Origin of the sequence: Kluyvera sp. STS39-E (genome assembly GCF_040932435.1) — a bacterium.
Classification (GTDB): domain Bacteria; phylum Pseudomonadota; class Gammaproteobacteria; order Enterobacterales; family Enterobacteriaceae; genus Kluyvera.
In genome coordinates this window covers 265,673-279,414 of sequence record NZ_JBFQGA010000006.1, presented here as the reverse complement: position 1 = coordinate 279,414, position 13,742 = coordinate 265,673, and the positions used below count along the sequence as shown (strand labels likewise).

Genomic DNA, 13,742 nt, shown 5'->3' with positions numbered 1-13,742 from the left:
GGGGTGGTCCATAGAAAGGCAACAAATTATAAAAAGGCACGTATAACATAGCAATCATATTCTTCTGTCATTTTTTGAATAAGAGCGGCCCCAAAACGCGTTTTATTTCATAATAAAAACAGGCAGTTCTTTACCATTATCTATAAAAATCATGCCGTTGTTCCTTTCTTTATCATCCGGTAAGTGCCAGACTGAAATGCGATTGGTTTAGAACAACCCATCAATTCATAAAGGGAGGTTATCGCAATGGTAAAAATTTACACCCTGACGCTCGCCCCTTCACTCGACAGCGCCACGCAAACACCACAAATATACCCAGAGGGAAAGCTTCGCTGTACATCTCCAATCTTCGAGCCTGGAGGCGGCGGTATTAACGTCGCACGCGCAATCACTTTTCTCGGCGGCGAAGCCACAGCAATTTTCCCTGCAGGCGGTGCAACCGGCCAGCATTTAGTCGATCTACTCCAGGCCGAACATGTTCCCGTTGAAAGCGTCGAATCCAAGGAGTGGACGCGTCAGAATCTCCACGTTCATGTTGACGCGAGCGGCGAACAGTATCGCTTCGTGATGCCGGGTGCGACGCTTCATCACGACGAGCTACACCGATTACAGGAAAAGATACTGCAAATTCCGACCGGTTCGTTACTGGTTATCAGCGGAAGTCTACCTCCAGGCGTGTCGCTTGACACGTTCGTCGAACTGATAAAGAAAGCCCAGCAGCACGGATTACGCTGTGTTATTGATAGCTCAGGAGATGCATTAACCGCCGCGCTGAATATTGGCCATATTGAGTTGGTCAAACCTAACCAGAAAGAACTGAGTGCCCTCGTGCAACGTGAATTGATACAGCCGGACGATGTCCGCCAAGCTGCACAGGAAATTATTCGCAGCGGCAAAGCGCATCGCGTTGTGGTCTCGTTGGGAGCTCAAGGGGCATTGGCGGTGGACGCCAATAGCTGCGTGCAGGTCGTTCCCCCACCTATCAAAAGCCAAAGCACCGTCGGCGCCGGGGATAGCATGGTGGGCGCCATGACGCTCAAACTAGCTGAAAACGCTGACCTGAAAACCATGGTTCGCTACGGAGTCGCCGCAGGCAGTGCCGCAACCATTAATCAGGGAACACGTCTGTGTTCGCGTGACAACACGCAAAAAATATTCGACTACCTGCAACAGCACTAAATGTTCAGTATATCGGACTCACGGGGCCCCCCGTGGGTCGCGAAATAGCCGTAATCGACTATGCTAACAAAACTCCATTGTTAACAATGGAGTGCATTGCGGTGGTTGCCCCATCGTCGCTCAAAGTGACCCACCTGCGTTCGTAGCAGAAACGAAGTCATTTAGCCCGTGCATTCAACACCTTTTTTTCGGTTGTGCGGTATAGCTCGAATTTTACCCTGTACTTATGCGCTAACCTTATGATATGGCAGAAAACATGGGGAGAGACATCATGTGGCAAGCGATCGGAATCCTGTTAGACGAGCAGCTTGGAAGTGGCGAAATCGAACAGCGCAATGAACTGCCCGGCGGAGAAATTCATGCCGCATGGCATTTGAAGTATGCTGGTCGTGATTTTTTCGTTAAATGCGATGAACGTGAATTACTGCCCATTTTTACTGCGGAGGCTGACCAGCTCGAACTGCTCTCCCGTAGCAAAACCGTGAGTGTCCCTGAAGTTTTCGTCGTCGGCTCCGATCGTGACTATAGCTTCTTAGTCATGGAATACCTGCCGCCGCGCCCTCTGGATGCGCATAACGCTTTTTTACTCGGACAGCAGCTAGCCCGGTTACATCAGTGGAGCGATCAGCCGCAATTCGGCCTCGATTTCGATAACGACCTCTCCACTACCCCGCAGCCAAATGCCTGGCAACGTCGCTGGTCAACCTTCTTTGCTGAGCAGCGTATCGGTTGGCAGCTTGAGCTAGCCGCAGAAAAAGGCATGAAATTTGGCGAGATTGACGCCATTGTTGAACATATCCAGCAACGGCTAAGTGCACATCAGCCACAGCCGTCTTTGCTGCACGGCGATCTGTGGTCTAACAACTGCGCGTTGGGTCCGAATGGCCCGTATATTTTTGATCCTGCCTGCTACTGGGGCGATCGTGAATGTGACCTGGCCATGTTACCGCTACATCCAGATCAGCCACCGCAAATCTACGACGGCTATCAGTCCATTTCTCCGCTCCCTGCCGATTTTCTCGACCGGCAACCGGTGTATCAGCTCTATACCTTGATTAACCGAGCCATCTTGTTTGGCGGGCAACATTTGGTCGTCGCACAAAAAGCGTTGGATAAAGTTCTAGCCGCATAACAATAAAGCCCCCTTTCGGGGGCTTTATCATCAGTTCATCTGCACGCCTTTCAGGCGGAACTCAATATTCATAATCAGTCCGGTACCCGGTTTGCCCGCTTCGTAACGCCATTTGCGCATCGCGGTCTTAACGTCGCGCTCAAACATATTGGACGGTTGTGCCGACAGAATTTCAACATTATCAACACGACCATCGGCGGTCACATCGAATTTCACCCGCACTTTCCCTTCAATACGCAACGCCTGTGCACGGGTTGGGTAGCCCGGCTGCTGACGATTCAACGCACGAGGCCCAGTAGGTGCATTCACCGACGGCGCGCTTGCCCCCGGCAGATTATTGGCCACGGAGCGCGCCGGTGGAGCTTCTTTATTAACCGTCGATAACGGACGCTGTTCGACTGGTTTCACTTCCGGCTTTGGCTGCTCAACTTTTTTAACCGGCTTCGGTTTTGGTTTTGGCTTCGGTTTCGGCTTATGAATAACGACCGGTGCTTGCGGCACCTCTGGAATGGGTTCCGGCTCTGGTTCAGGTTCCGGTTCAACCACCGGCTGTGGTTGAACAACGGCCTGAGGAGGCTCTAAATCTGCGGGCGCGACCATCGTAATGGTAATCGGCTGAGCGGGAGCCGGCAGTTCAATAACCTGATGTACCGAGGTATAAAGCAGACCAGCCACAACGGCACCGTGGATACCAACAGAGAGTAGCGTCGGCCATGGAAAGCGGCGAGGTAAATCAAGGGTCATTGCAGTCATAGTCGTTACAGTTGAAAAATGAGAACTCGATTTTAAATGCAAATAGCAATCATATTCAATAAGACATCTTATCTTCGGTCAACTTTCTCCCCGGGTTGGCTAAAAAAACCGCGCAAAATCACGACTTTCACCCGCCATAAAACTTTGCATTGCAGTCATTGACGCTTTCCCTTACCGTGATCCGCAAATTATTTAAACAGGAGTTCGCCCGTGCTTTACGTCATCTACGCCCAGGATATCGCTGACTCTCTTGAAAAACGAATGTCCGTACGCCCAGCTCATCTGGCGCGACTGCAGCTGCTGCACGATGAAGGCCGTCTGCTGACCGCAGGCCCAATGCCCGCCGTTGACAGCAACGACCCAGGAGCTGCAGGCTTTAGCGGCTCAACGGTCATTGCCGAATTTGAATCTCTGGAAGCAGCTCAATCATGGGCGCAGGACGATCCGTACGTTGCGGCAGGCGTTTACCAGCAGGTTTCGGTCCGTCCTTATAAAAAAGTGTTTTAGTCTCTTCTAATTACGCCGTGTAACCACGGCGTTCTATTCTGCCTTCCCCGCTCATGAATCGGAAAAGCTAACTCGCTTTTTGCTTTTGCTGATACGTGCGCCGTGAGGACAACAACGATGATGCCGCATCAATCCGACGGATTGAATTTAACCAGTATGCCGCGCTTGAGCTCAATTTTCCCCGACCGTTTCAAATCAGCAAGGAACTGCATAATCCAGCTTCGTGAAAATAGCGTTCGATCCTGGATATAGCTCAGTGCGGTCGTATTTTGGCGAATCAATTCCGACTCATGGCTCAGCGCATCGAGAAGAATATGTGCGGTCCTGCCATGATCGTTCTCTGCCAGCATGTTATGGTACAGGTGATACCACATTAGCATCCAAGTCAGGATCGTCGCATGCGGCTTCCATAAATTAAGGTCATCAAGATATTTTTCAAAAGTCGCCATCGGTAATAGCGCATATTCAATATCGTCAATGGCTCGGATGACAAAGTGATTGTCTTCATCAACTGAAGGCACTCCTGACCCGAGCACAAATGGCGCGCGCATATTCGCCAGTGTTCTCAAATCCCATTGGCGAACAACATTGATATGCCCGTTAAGCAGAAATAACACCTGCCTTTCACCGCGAATAGTCAGAAAGATGCGTTTGTTTTTTCTTCCATGGCGTATTATCAACTTATCTTCCATTGCGTTGATAATTGCGGTCATTTCAGAAATTGGTTTGCTTTCATGCAGATGCGGGAGCTGGCTCTTCATCATTTAATGGCCCTGAGGTAAACAAATAGCGAGGTGGATATACGCCATGCTTCAAGTTGCCGATGCGCTGTCAGACAACCCATTTCGATAGGGCTAATTATAGCAATGTTGGCCATTGCAATGAGTTTTATAGATGCGCGGGAGAAGTGATAGAGAGATAAGGAGAATCGCAACCGCCCCGTAATGAGGCGGTGGTAAGTATATACACATCAAGATGAAAACCGCCGGTCAGTGGCCCCGGTCAGAGATCGTAGATGGCATAAAGCAGGCAATTGCGCTGCCGGCCGACAATGCATTTTCTGATAGAATGGATGCGCATATTACGACGCGACTGAGATTCCAGCCAACGCGATTTACGACGGTTTGCTTGTCTCAGCATCCGCCAGCGCCCCACCTCGGGTCTACTACGCTTCATTTCTACCGCTCTTTCCAATAAAGACGGCTCATTATAGCCCCTTGCCAACGACTGACCAGCGCTTTCTCCTCGCGTTTTTATTTGCCAGATGCCTCTTGATGCGTAAACTCTTAACAACTGGCTTTCAAAAGGATTTTCGAAATATGACAACCGTCTACACCGTAGTGAGTTGGATGGCAATTCTGGGGTACTGGTTGCTGATAGCCGGGGTAACATTACGTATTTTAATGAAACGCCGCGCCGTACCATCGGCAATGGCTTGGCTACTGGTCATCTATATTCTGCCGCTGGTTGGGATCATCGCCTATCTGTCACTAGGTGAACTCCACCTCGGTAAACGTCGTGCGGAACGCGCGCGCGCTATGTGGCCTTCCACGGCGAAATGGCTCAACGACCTTAAGGCCTGCAAACATATCTTCGCCGAAGACAACAGCCAAGTCGCCGCTTCACTGTTTAAACTCTGCGAGCGCCGCCAAGGTATTGCCGGACTGAAAGGTAACCAGCTACAGCTCTTGACCGAAACCGACGATGTGATGCAAGCCCTCATTCGCGATATCCAACTCGCGCGGCATAACATCGAGATGGTTTTCTATATCTGGCAGCCCGGTGGGATGGCAGATCAGGTCGCTGAATCGCTGATGGCAGCCGCACGCCGAGGCGTCCACTGCCGTCTGATGTTAGATTCCGCCGGTAGCGTTGCATTTTTCCGCAGCCCTTGGGCCGCCATGATGCGCAATGCCGGCGTGGATGTTGTTGAAGCGCTTAAGGTCAATCTAATGCGTGTATTTTTACGGCGCATGGATTTACGTCAACATCGTAAAATGATCATGATTGACAACTATATTGCCTATACCGGCAGTATGAATATGGTCGACCCTCGCTTCTTTAAGCAAGATTCCGGCGTTGGTCAATGGATCGATCTGATGGCGCGTATGGAAGGCCCAATTGCCACAGGCATGGGCATTGTCTACTCCTGCGACTGGGAAATTGAAACCGGCAAACGCATTTTGCCGCCAACGCCGGACCTCAATATTATGCCGTTTGAAGAGGCCAGCGGTCATACCATTCAGACTATCGCGTCAGGTCCTGGTTTTCCGGAAGATTTAATCCACCAGGCCTTACTCACCGCGGCATACTCCGCGCGCGAGTATCTGATTATGACCACCCCCTACTTCGTTCCCAGCGACGACCTGCTCCACGCCATCTGTACCGCAGCACAACGTGGGGTAGACGTGAGCATTATTATGCCGCGTAAAAATGACTCCGTGCTGGTCGGCTGGGCGAGCCGCGCATTCTTTACCGAGCTACTGGCGGCCGGCGTAAAAATTTATCAGTTTGAAGGTGGACTGCTGCACACCAAGAGCGTACTTGTCGATGGAGAACTGAGCCTGGTTGGTACGGTAAATCTCGACATGCGCAGTCTGTGGCTCAATTTTGAGATAACGCTGGTCATCGACGACGCCGGATTCGGCGCCGATCTTGCGGCGGTACAGGATGATTATATTTCGCGGTCGCGCCTGCTGGATGCGCGACTGTGGGTAAAACGTCCCTTCTGGCACCGTATTGCTGAGCGGCTGTTTTACTTCTTCAGTCCGTTGCTGTAAAACGTGCCCATCAGAACTTAACAGGTAGTCATTATGGATATGGATTTGAACAATCGCCTGACCGAAGACGAAACGCTGGAACAGGCTTACGACATTTTTCTTGAGCTGGCGGGTGATAACCTCGACCCGGCGGATATCCTGCTTTTCAACCTTCAGTTCGAAGAGCGTGGCGGTGCCGAATTGTTTGACCCATCTGAAGACTGGAAGGATCACGTTGATTACGATCTGAACCCGGATTTCTTCGCTGAGGTGGTCATTGGTCTAGCAGAAACCGACGGCGGCGAACTGAATGATATTTTCGCCCGCGTTCTGCTGTGTCGTGAAAAAGACCACAAACTCTGCCATATTCTCTGGCGCGAATAAGTCACCGTTGTAGGCCGGATAAAGCGGAACGCCGCCATCCGGCATAACCACCGCATCATGCCGGATGGCACTGCGTTTATCAGGCCTACTATTCCCTTAGATGATTGGTTTTATTCTTCATTGTGAGGCAGCGCAGTACCGCAGGCGTTACAATAGCGGGCCTTCACCGCATGGTCGCGCAATTTGCAGTGCGGGCAAACCCGTTCGTGTCGACGTTTCTGGAATTCATTGGTCATCTGCGCGCTAATAATCCCGGTCGGGATAGCAATCACCGAGTAGCCGATTAAAATCAGCACCGACGCCACCATTCTTCCCACTGCGGTATGCGGTGTAATATCGCCGTAGCCGACCGTTGTCACCGTAACAATTGCCCAGTAAACCGCCGTACTTAGCGTTGTAAAACCGTTTGCAGGCCCTTCAATGCCGTACATTAACGCCCCAGAAACCACCATCAGGATGCCAATAAACGCATAGAACAGAATCAACTGATGACGCGAATTAACGATGGCGTTCCATAGGCTGTTCACCGCAGGCATCAAACGCAGCAATTTCAGGATCCGTAGCACGCGGATCACGCGCATGGCGCGCCATGCAAACAGGTAGTCCACGCCGATCTGTGGCCACAGCATAATGACGTAAAACGGCAAGATAGTAGCGAGGTCAATAAAGCCCCAGAAGCTAAATACATAGCGCGCAGGCTGCGGCCAACAAAAGACCCGCAGGAGATACTCCAAGGTGAAAACCAGCGTGAAGCCGATCTCCAGCAAAACAAAGGCGTGCCATTCATCGAACGTCAGATGATAGGTGGTACCAATACCTGATTCGACAAAAATAGCGATGACGCTTAACAGCGCGAAAAGCCCGCACAGAGCTTCAAACCGTCGTCCGGTCCGGGTGCGTTGATCGAAAAGAAAATGATAGAGACGATGACGCAGAGCGCTAATAGCCACCACGTTGTAACCTCGTATAAAAAAGGGCTGGCAACCTGCCAGCCCTGACGATTATAACGGGTCAACCTTCAGACAGGAAACCGCGTGGCGGAAACTCCCCTCCAGAAGCGGGCGGGTTTTCGCACATTCTGGCCCCGCCAACGGGCAGCGAGTACGGAATACGCAGCCTGACGGAGGATTGATAGGTGAAGGCAGTTCCCCTTCCAGCAGTTGGATGGTTTTATTCTGCTCGAGATCTGGATCGGGCACCGGCACCGCAGACATCAACGCTTTGGTATAAGGGTGCAGCGGGTTGTTGTACACCTCATCATAAGTGCCAAGCTCAACCGCATGTCCCAAATACATCACCAGCACGCGATCTGAAATATGCTTCACGACCGCGAGGTCATGGGCGATAAAGATCAGCGACAGTCCCATTTCACGCTGCAACTGCTGCAGTAAATTGACCACCTGCGCTTGGATAGACACGTCTAACGCTGACACCGGCTCATCGCAAATAATCAGCTTTGGTTCGAGGATCAGCGCACGGGCAATACCAATACGCTGGCACTGGCCACCGGAAAACTCATGCGGATAACGGTTGACCAGGTTTGGCAGCAGCCCCACCTTCATCATCATGGTTTTCACTTTGTCACGCACTTCCTGGCGCGACAATTTCGGGTAGTAAGTGCGCAGCGGTTCAGCAATGATTTCGCCGATGGTCATACGCGGGTTGAGCGAGGCTAGCGGATCTTGGAAGATCATCTGAATATCGCTACGGACATCTCGCCACTCGCTTGGCTTCATTCCTAATAAATCTTTGCCAAGCCAAGCTACTCGGCCTTCCGTTGCCTTCACCAAGCCAATAATGGCACGGGCAAAGGTCGACTTACCGCAACCTGACTCGCCCACAACGCCTAGCGTTTCGCCTTCGTACAGACGAAGCGTGACGCCATCAACCGCCTTCAGGGATTTTGCCGGCTGCCAGAACCACTGCTTGCCATCTTTAATCTCGAAATGGACCTTTAAGTCTGCAATCTCCAGCAGAACTTTTCTTTCATCAGCTACGGCGCTCATACCAGCTCTCCCACGGTTCTAAAGCAGGCGCGTAAGCGGCCTGGCGCAAACTCTTCCAGCGGCGGTGCGCTGCTGCATGTTTCAATCGCATGCGGGCAGCGAGGCTGGAACGGGCAACCTTTTGGCAAACGCAGCAGGTTCGGCGGGTTGCCTGGGATGGTAAGAAGCGATTCGCCTTCGCCAGCAAGACGAGGAACGGCATTGAGCAAACCAATAGAGTAAGGATGCGCTGGATGATAAAACACATCACGCGCCTTGCCGTATTCCATGGTTCGCCCGGCATACATTACCAGCACCTTATCGCAGATGCCTGCAACGACGCCTAAGTCGTGAGTTATCATGATGATCGCGGTGTTGAATTCACGCTTCAACTCATTCAACAGCGTCATAATTTGCGCCTGAACGGTAACATCGAGCGCAGTGGTGGGTTCATCAGCAATCAATAGTTTCGGGCGGCACATCAGTGCCATTGCAATCATCACACGCTGACGCATCCCGCCTGAAAACTCATGCGGATACATTTTCATGCGTTTACGCGCTTCAGGCATTTTGACCGCATCCAGCATTTTGACCGACTCTTCAAACGCTTCGGCTTTGCCCATGCTTTTATGCAGCATCAGCACTTCCATCAGCTGTTCACCCACCCGCATATACGGGTTAAGTGACGTCATCGGGTCTTGGAAAATCATGGAGATCTGCTCGGCGCGCAGCTTGTTCAGAGCACTCTCAGGTAAATTGAGGATCTCTTTGCCGTTAAACAGCGCAGATCCGCCAATCTGTCCATTACTGGCCAGCAACCCCATCAACGCAAATGCGGTTTGTGATTTACCCGAACCGGACTCACCAACGATGCCCAGCGTTTCACCCGCTCGCAGGCTAAAGTTGAGATCGTTTACCGCGGTAACATCGCCATCAGGCGTTTTAAAGGTGACGCGCAGGTCTTTGACGTCCAGCAGTCGCGGTGACGCTGTTGCCGTTTCAATTATGCTCATGGCAACACTCCTTAACGGTCTTTCGGGTCGAGGGCATCACGCAGGCCATCGCCGATAAAGTTAAAACAAAACAGCGTCACGACTAGGAACCCAGCCGGGAACAGCAGCAGCCACGGCGACACTTCCATTGAGTTAGCACCATCGCTTAACAGTGCACCCCAGCTGCTCAGCGGTTCCTGCGTACCCAGACCTAAAAAGCTCAGGAAGGATTCGAACAGGATCATGCTTGGTACCAGCAGTGAGGCATACACCACCACCACACCCAGCACGTTCGGCACAATATGGCGCACGACGATATTGAAGGTGGAAACTCCCCCCACCTGTGCAGCTTCAATAAACTCTTTGCGTTTCAGGCTCAGGGTCTGGCCGCGTACGATACGCGCCATATCCAGCCAGGAAACCATGCCGATAGCGACAAAAATCAGCAGGATGTTTTGACCAAAGAAGGTGACCAACAGAATGACGAAGAACATGAATGGGAAGGAATTGAGGATCTCCAACAGACGCATCATGACCGAGTCGATTTTGCCGCCAAGGTAACCCGATAAAGAACCGTAGAGCGTCCCAACAACAACGGCCACCAGCGCTGCGGCAATGCCCACCATCAGTGAAATACGCCCACCGATGGCCACACGAACCAGCAGATCACGACCGGATGAGTCGGTACCAAAATAGTGCCCAGATTCCAGATCCGGTGCGTTAGACATCATGCCCCAGTCTGTGTCGAAATAGGAAAACGACGACAGCATCGGTGCAAAGGTAACGAACAGCGCAATCAGAACCAGTACCACTAGGCTTGCCACCGCCGCACGGTTATGCATAAAGCGCCGACGGGCGTCCTGCCAAAGGCTGCGCCCTTCCACTTCCAGCTTCTCACTGAAGTTTTCCAGCGCCTCGCTGCTTTTTTTACTTAACATCATGGCGAACTCCAGCCTTAGTAACGGATTTTCGGGTCAATCACGGCGTAGAGCACGTCTACTACCGCGTTAAACAGGATCGTCAATGCGCCAACCAAAATGGTCAGGCTCAGCACCAGGGAGTAATCGCGGTTAAGCGCCCCGTTGACGAAAAGCTGTCCAATACCCGGCAAACCGTAGATCGTCTCAATGACCATCGAACCGGTAATAATACCGACGAAGGCAGGTCCCATATAAGAAAGCACCGGCAACAGTGCAGGCTTTAATGCATGGCGGAAAATAATCCGTCGCATTGGCAGCCCTTTTGCGCGCGCCGTACGAATAAAGTTGGAGTGAAGAACTTCAATCATCGAACCACGGGTAATACGCGCAATGCTGGCGATATACGCCAGAGAGAGCGCCACCATTGGCAGAATCATGAATTTCAGCGCCCCACCGTTCCAGCCACCACCGGGGAGCCAGTGCAGGGTAATCGCGAAGACCATCACCAGTAGCGGCGCGACAACAAAGCTGGGTATCACAACCCCGGTCATTGCCACCCCCATCACCGCATAATCCCATTTAGTATTCTGGTTTAACGCAGCAATAATACCGGCTGATACCCCGAGAATAACGGCCAGCAGAAACGCCGCGGCACCTAATTTTGCCGAAACGGGCAGACTGCTCGCGACCAGATCGTTGACCGAATAATCTTTATATTTAAAAGAGGGGCCAAAATCACCGTGTGCCAGTTGCTTCAGATAGTTGAAATACTGGGTGGTGATAGGATCGTTCAGGTGATATTTCGCTTCAATGTTGGCCATGACTTCTGGCGGCAGCGTGCGCTCACCCGTAAACGGGCTTCCGGGCGCGAGGCGCATCATGAAGAACGAAATTGTAATGAGAATAAATAGCGTCGGAATCGCTTCCAGACAGCGACGGAGAATAAATTTCAACATTGCCCATACCTTTTGGCTTGTGCCTACAATATTGCGAAAAGCGAGACACCGTGGGGCAAGCCTTGCCCGCCCCACGTATTGCCATTAGTGCTTAATAATATACATGTTTCTTGTATAAGTATTATCCAGCGGGTCTTTACCGGTGTAACCACCGACCCACGGTTTCACCAGACGGGCGTTCACGTAGTAATAAACAGGAACAATCGCGCTGTCTTTATCCAGTTGCTGCTCGGCTTTGTTATACAGCTCGGCGCGTTGAGCGTCGTCGCTCGCTTTCAGCGTTTCAGCCATGATGCTATCAAACGCCGGGCTCTTATAATGCGCGGTGTTCATGGAGCTGTTGGACAGCATGGTGTTTAGGAAAGAGGTCGGTTCGTTGTAGTCCGCACACCAGCCAGCACGTGCGATATCAAACGTCCCCTGATGACGCGTATCGAGGAAAGTCTTCCATTCTTGGTTGACCAGCTTCACATCGACGCCGATATTTTTCTTCCACAACGATGCCGCAGCGATCGCCAGTTTTTTGTGCAGATCTGACGTGTTGTACAGCAGATTAATCGTCAGCGGTTTATCCGCCGTGTAACCCGCCTCGGCCAGCAGTTTCTTCGCTTCCTCGTTACGTTTATCCTGCGTCCAACCGAACCACTCTGGTTTTGTCAGTTTCGCGCCGTCGGTATACGGCGGGGTATAGCCAAATGCAGGCATATCGCCCTGCGCTTTCACTTTATTAGTAATAATATCGCGATCGATACCCAGTTTCAGCGCAGTACGCACACGAACGTCAGTAAACGGTGCTTTCTGGTTATTGATTTCATAGTAATAAGTACAAAGGTATGGATCGACGTGGACTTCTTTCGGGATTTCTTTTTTCAATTTCTGGAACAGTTCAATCGGCATGTTGTTATAGGTCATGTCGATCTCGCCGCTGCGATAGCGGTTAACGTCAGTCACTTCCGAAGAAATAGGCAGGAAGGTCACTTGGTTAATAACGGTCTTCGCGTTATCCCAATAGGTTTTGCTACGCTCAAGCACAATACGTTCGTTAACAACCCAATCTTTTAATGTGTAAGCGCCGTTAGTTACGATATTGCCCGGCTGGGTCCATTTCTCACCAAATTTTTCAATCGCGGCTTTTGGCACTGGCGAAGTCGATGGGTGAACCAACAGTTTATAGAAATACGGGACTGGCTCGCTTAAGGTCACTTCTAAAGTATGATCGTCGACAGCTTTCACGCCAAGATCGGTGATTGGCGCTTTCCCTTCGAGAATTCCATCGATATTTGCGACGTGGCCATACTGCAAGTAGCTCGCATAAGGAGAAGCGGTTTTCGGATCAACTGAACGCTGCCAGCTATAAACGAAGTCTTGCGCGGTAACCGGTGAACCGTCGGACCATTTCGCGTCTTTACGCAGATGGAAAGTCCAGACTTTAAAATCTTTATTATCCCAAGACTCCGCAACGCCCGGTGCCGGGTGTCCATCTAAATCGCTAACCAGCAAACCTTCGAACAGGTCACGGCTGATATTAGATTCAGGAACGCCTTCAATTTTATGCGGGTCCAGAGATTGCACTTCAGAACCGTTATTACGCACCAGCGTTTGTTTTTCCGCCAGCTGCACGCCCGCAGGAACATCCGCGGCCATTGCAACATTTCCTGCGATCAGCGCGGTGAGAATTCCCGCCGCAACTAAGCTTTTTTTTGTGATGATGGACATTGTGTTGATACTCCGTTCATTATTATTACTGACTATCGTCAGCCTGTTTAGTCCCCTTGCGGGTTCCTGTACAGCGCAGGAGATTTTTGCGTCTGTCAGGTCATTTACTGCCTGCTATCACCGACTTTTTTATTACGGTCGCTCTTATGGCAACCTGACGTCGATTCATTAAAAGTCTCCCCCCTGTCGGGCGACTTCCCTTATTCTGTTCATAACCGCCTGCAAATAGAAACGGTTATCATTTACAAAGTTTTATCTTGCAAATAACGTAGGCCGGAAAGTACCAAATGACTCTCACCGTCGCCAATATAATTTGCAAATTTGTTAACCAATTCTCTTTTGCTCAGAAAATTGTAGTTTGGCAGACAGATTAGCTGGCGATGCGACATTGCCAAAATCACCATTTATCAATTAGATATGTAAAAATCGTCTGCTGCTGCATGTATCAACTGCAAGATG

General features: G+C 51.1%; 14 protein-coding genes. 5 read left to right on the top strand and 9 right to left on the bottom strand.

The window, feature by feature from the left end; translation table 11 throughout:
* Nucleotides 1–246 precede the first annotated feature (246 nt).
* Together pfkB and AB4K05_RS15370 are read left to right on the top strand one after the other, a co-directional pair.
* Nucleotides 247–1,179, top strand: coding sequence for a 6-phosphofructokinase II (gene pfkB / locus AB4K05_RS15375; protein ID WP_368480802.1), 933 nt, complete (start codon nt 247–249; stop codon nt 1,177–1,179).
* A gap of 271 nt (nt 1,180–1,450) precedes the next feature.
* Nucleotides 1,451–2,311: a fructosamine kinase family protein gene (locus AB4K05_RS15370; RefSeq protein ID WP_368480801.1), complete on the top strand. Its 861-nt coding sequence runs from the start codon at nt 1,451–1,453 to the stop codon at nt 2,309–2,311.
* Nucleotides 2,312–2,341: 30 nt separating this feature from the next.
* Here AB4K05_RS15370 and tonB read toward each other — a convergent pair whose 3' ends face one another.
* Nucleotides 2,342–3,055: a TonB system transport protein TonB gene (tonB, locus tag AB4K05_RS15365; protein ID WP_368480962.1), complete on the bottom strand. Its 714-nt coding sequence runs from the start codon at nt 3,053–3,055 to the stop codon at nt 2,342–2,344.
* Between the two features lie 219 nt (nt 3,056–3,274).
* Here tonB and AB4K05_RS15360 point away from each other — a divergent pair, with 219 nt between their 5' ends.
* Nucleotides 3,275–3,571, top strand: coding sequence for a YciI family protein (locus AB4K05_RS15360; protein ID WP_368480800.1), 297 nt, complete (start codon nt 3,275–3,277; stop codon nt 3,569–3,571).
* A 128-nt stretch (nt 3,572–3,699) separates the two neighbouring features.
* Here the strand turns inward: AB4K05_RS15360 and AB4K05_RS15355 are convergent, their stop codons facing one another.
* Together AB4K05_RS15355 and AB4K05_RS15350 are read right to left on the bottom strand one after the other, a co-directional pair.
* The gene (locus AB4K05_RS15355) at nt 3,700–4,335 is read right to left on the bottom strand and encodes a helix-turn-helix domain-containing protein (RefSeq protein WP_368480799.1); all 636 of its coding nucleotides are present in this window, start codon (nt 4,333–4,335) and stop codon (nt 3,700–3,702) included.
* Between the two features lie 238 nt (nt 4,336–4,573).
* The gene (locus AB4K05_RS15350; protein ID WP_368480798.1) at nt 4,574–4,747 is read right to left on the bottom strand and encodes a YciY family protein; all 174 of its coding nucleotides are present in this window, start codon (nt 4,745–4,747) and stop codon (nt 4,574–4,576) included.
* Between the two features lie 143 nt (nt 4,748–4,890).
* Between AB4K05_RS15350 and cls the strand changes: the two genes are divergently transcribed.
* On the top strand, nt 4,891–6,351 hold the full coding sequence (gene cls / locus AB4K05_RS15345) for a cardiolipin synthase (protein WP_368480797.1): 1,461 nt from the start codon (nt 4,891–4,893) through the stop codon (nt 6,349–6,351).
* A 33-nt stretch (nt 6,352–6,384) separates the two neighbouring features.
* A complete protein-coding gene (locus tag AB4K05_RS15340; RefSeq protein WP_368480796.1) occupies nt 6,385–6,714 on the top strand; it encodes an HI1450 family dsDNA-mimic protein in 330 nt (109 codons plus the stop codon).
* Between the two features lie 110 nt (nt 6,715–6,824).
* On the opposite strand, the gene AB4K05_RS15335 is transcribed toward AB4K05_RS15340, so the two are convergent.
* The 6 genes from AB4K05_RS15335 to oppA all read right to left on the bottom strand — a co-directional run bounded on the left by AB4K05_RS15335 (nt 6,825) and on the right by oppA (nt 13,283).
* The gene (locus AB4K05_RS15335; protein WP_368480795.1) at nt 6,825–7,667 is read right to left on the bottom strand and encodes an ion transporter; all 843 of its coding nucleotides are present in this window, start codon (nt 7,665–7,667) and stop codon (nt 6,825–6,827) included.
* 48 nt (nt 7,668–7,715) lie between these two features.
* Nucleotides 7,716–8,720, bottom strand: a complete 1,005-nt coding sequence (gene oppF / locus AB4K05_RS15330) for a murein tripeptide/oligopeptide ABC transporter ATP binding protein OppF (protein WP_368480794.1) — start codon at nt 8,718–8,720, stop codon at nt 7,716–7,718.
* Complete coding sequence (locus AB4K05_RS15325; protein WP_368480793.1) at nt 8,717–9,712, bottom strand: ABC transporter ATP-binding protein; 996 nt, start codon at nt 9,710–9,712, stop codon at nt 8,717–8,719. Before AB4K05_RS15325 ends, oppF begins: the two co-directional genes overlap by 4 nt.
* A gap of 11 nt (nt 9,713–9,723) precedes the next feature.
* On the bottom strand, nt 9,724–10,632 hold the full coding sequence (gene oppC, locus AB4K05_RS15320; protein WP_368480792.1) for an oligopeptide ABC transporter permease OppC: 909 nt from the start codon (nt 10,630–10,632) through the stop codon (nt 9,724–9,726).
* Nucleotides 10,633–10,646: 14 nt separating this feature from the next.
* Nucleotides 10,647–11,567, bottom strand: coding sequence for an oligopeptide ABC transporter permease OppB (gene oppB / locus AB4K05_RS15315; protein ID WP_368480791.1), 921 nt, complete (start codon nt 11,565–11,567; stop codon nt 10,647–10,649).
* Nucleotides 11,568–11,651: 84 nt separating this feature from the next.
* Entirely contained in the window at nt 11,652–13,283 is a 1,632-nt protein-coding gene (gene oppA, locus AB4K05_RS15310; RefSeq protein WP_368480790.1) for an oligopeptide ABC transporter substrate-binding protein OppA, read from the bottom strand.
* Between the last annotated feature and the right edge of the window lie 459 nt (nt 13,284–13,742).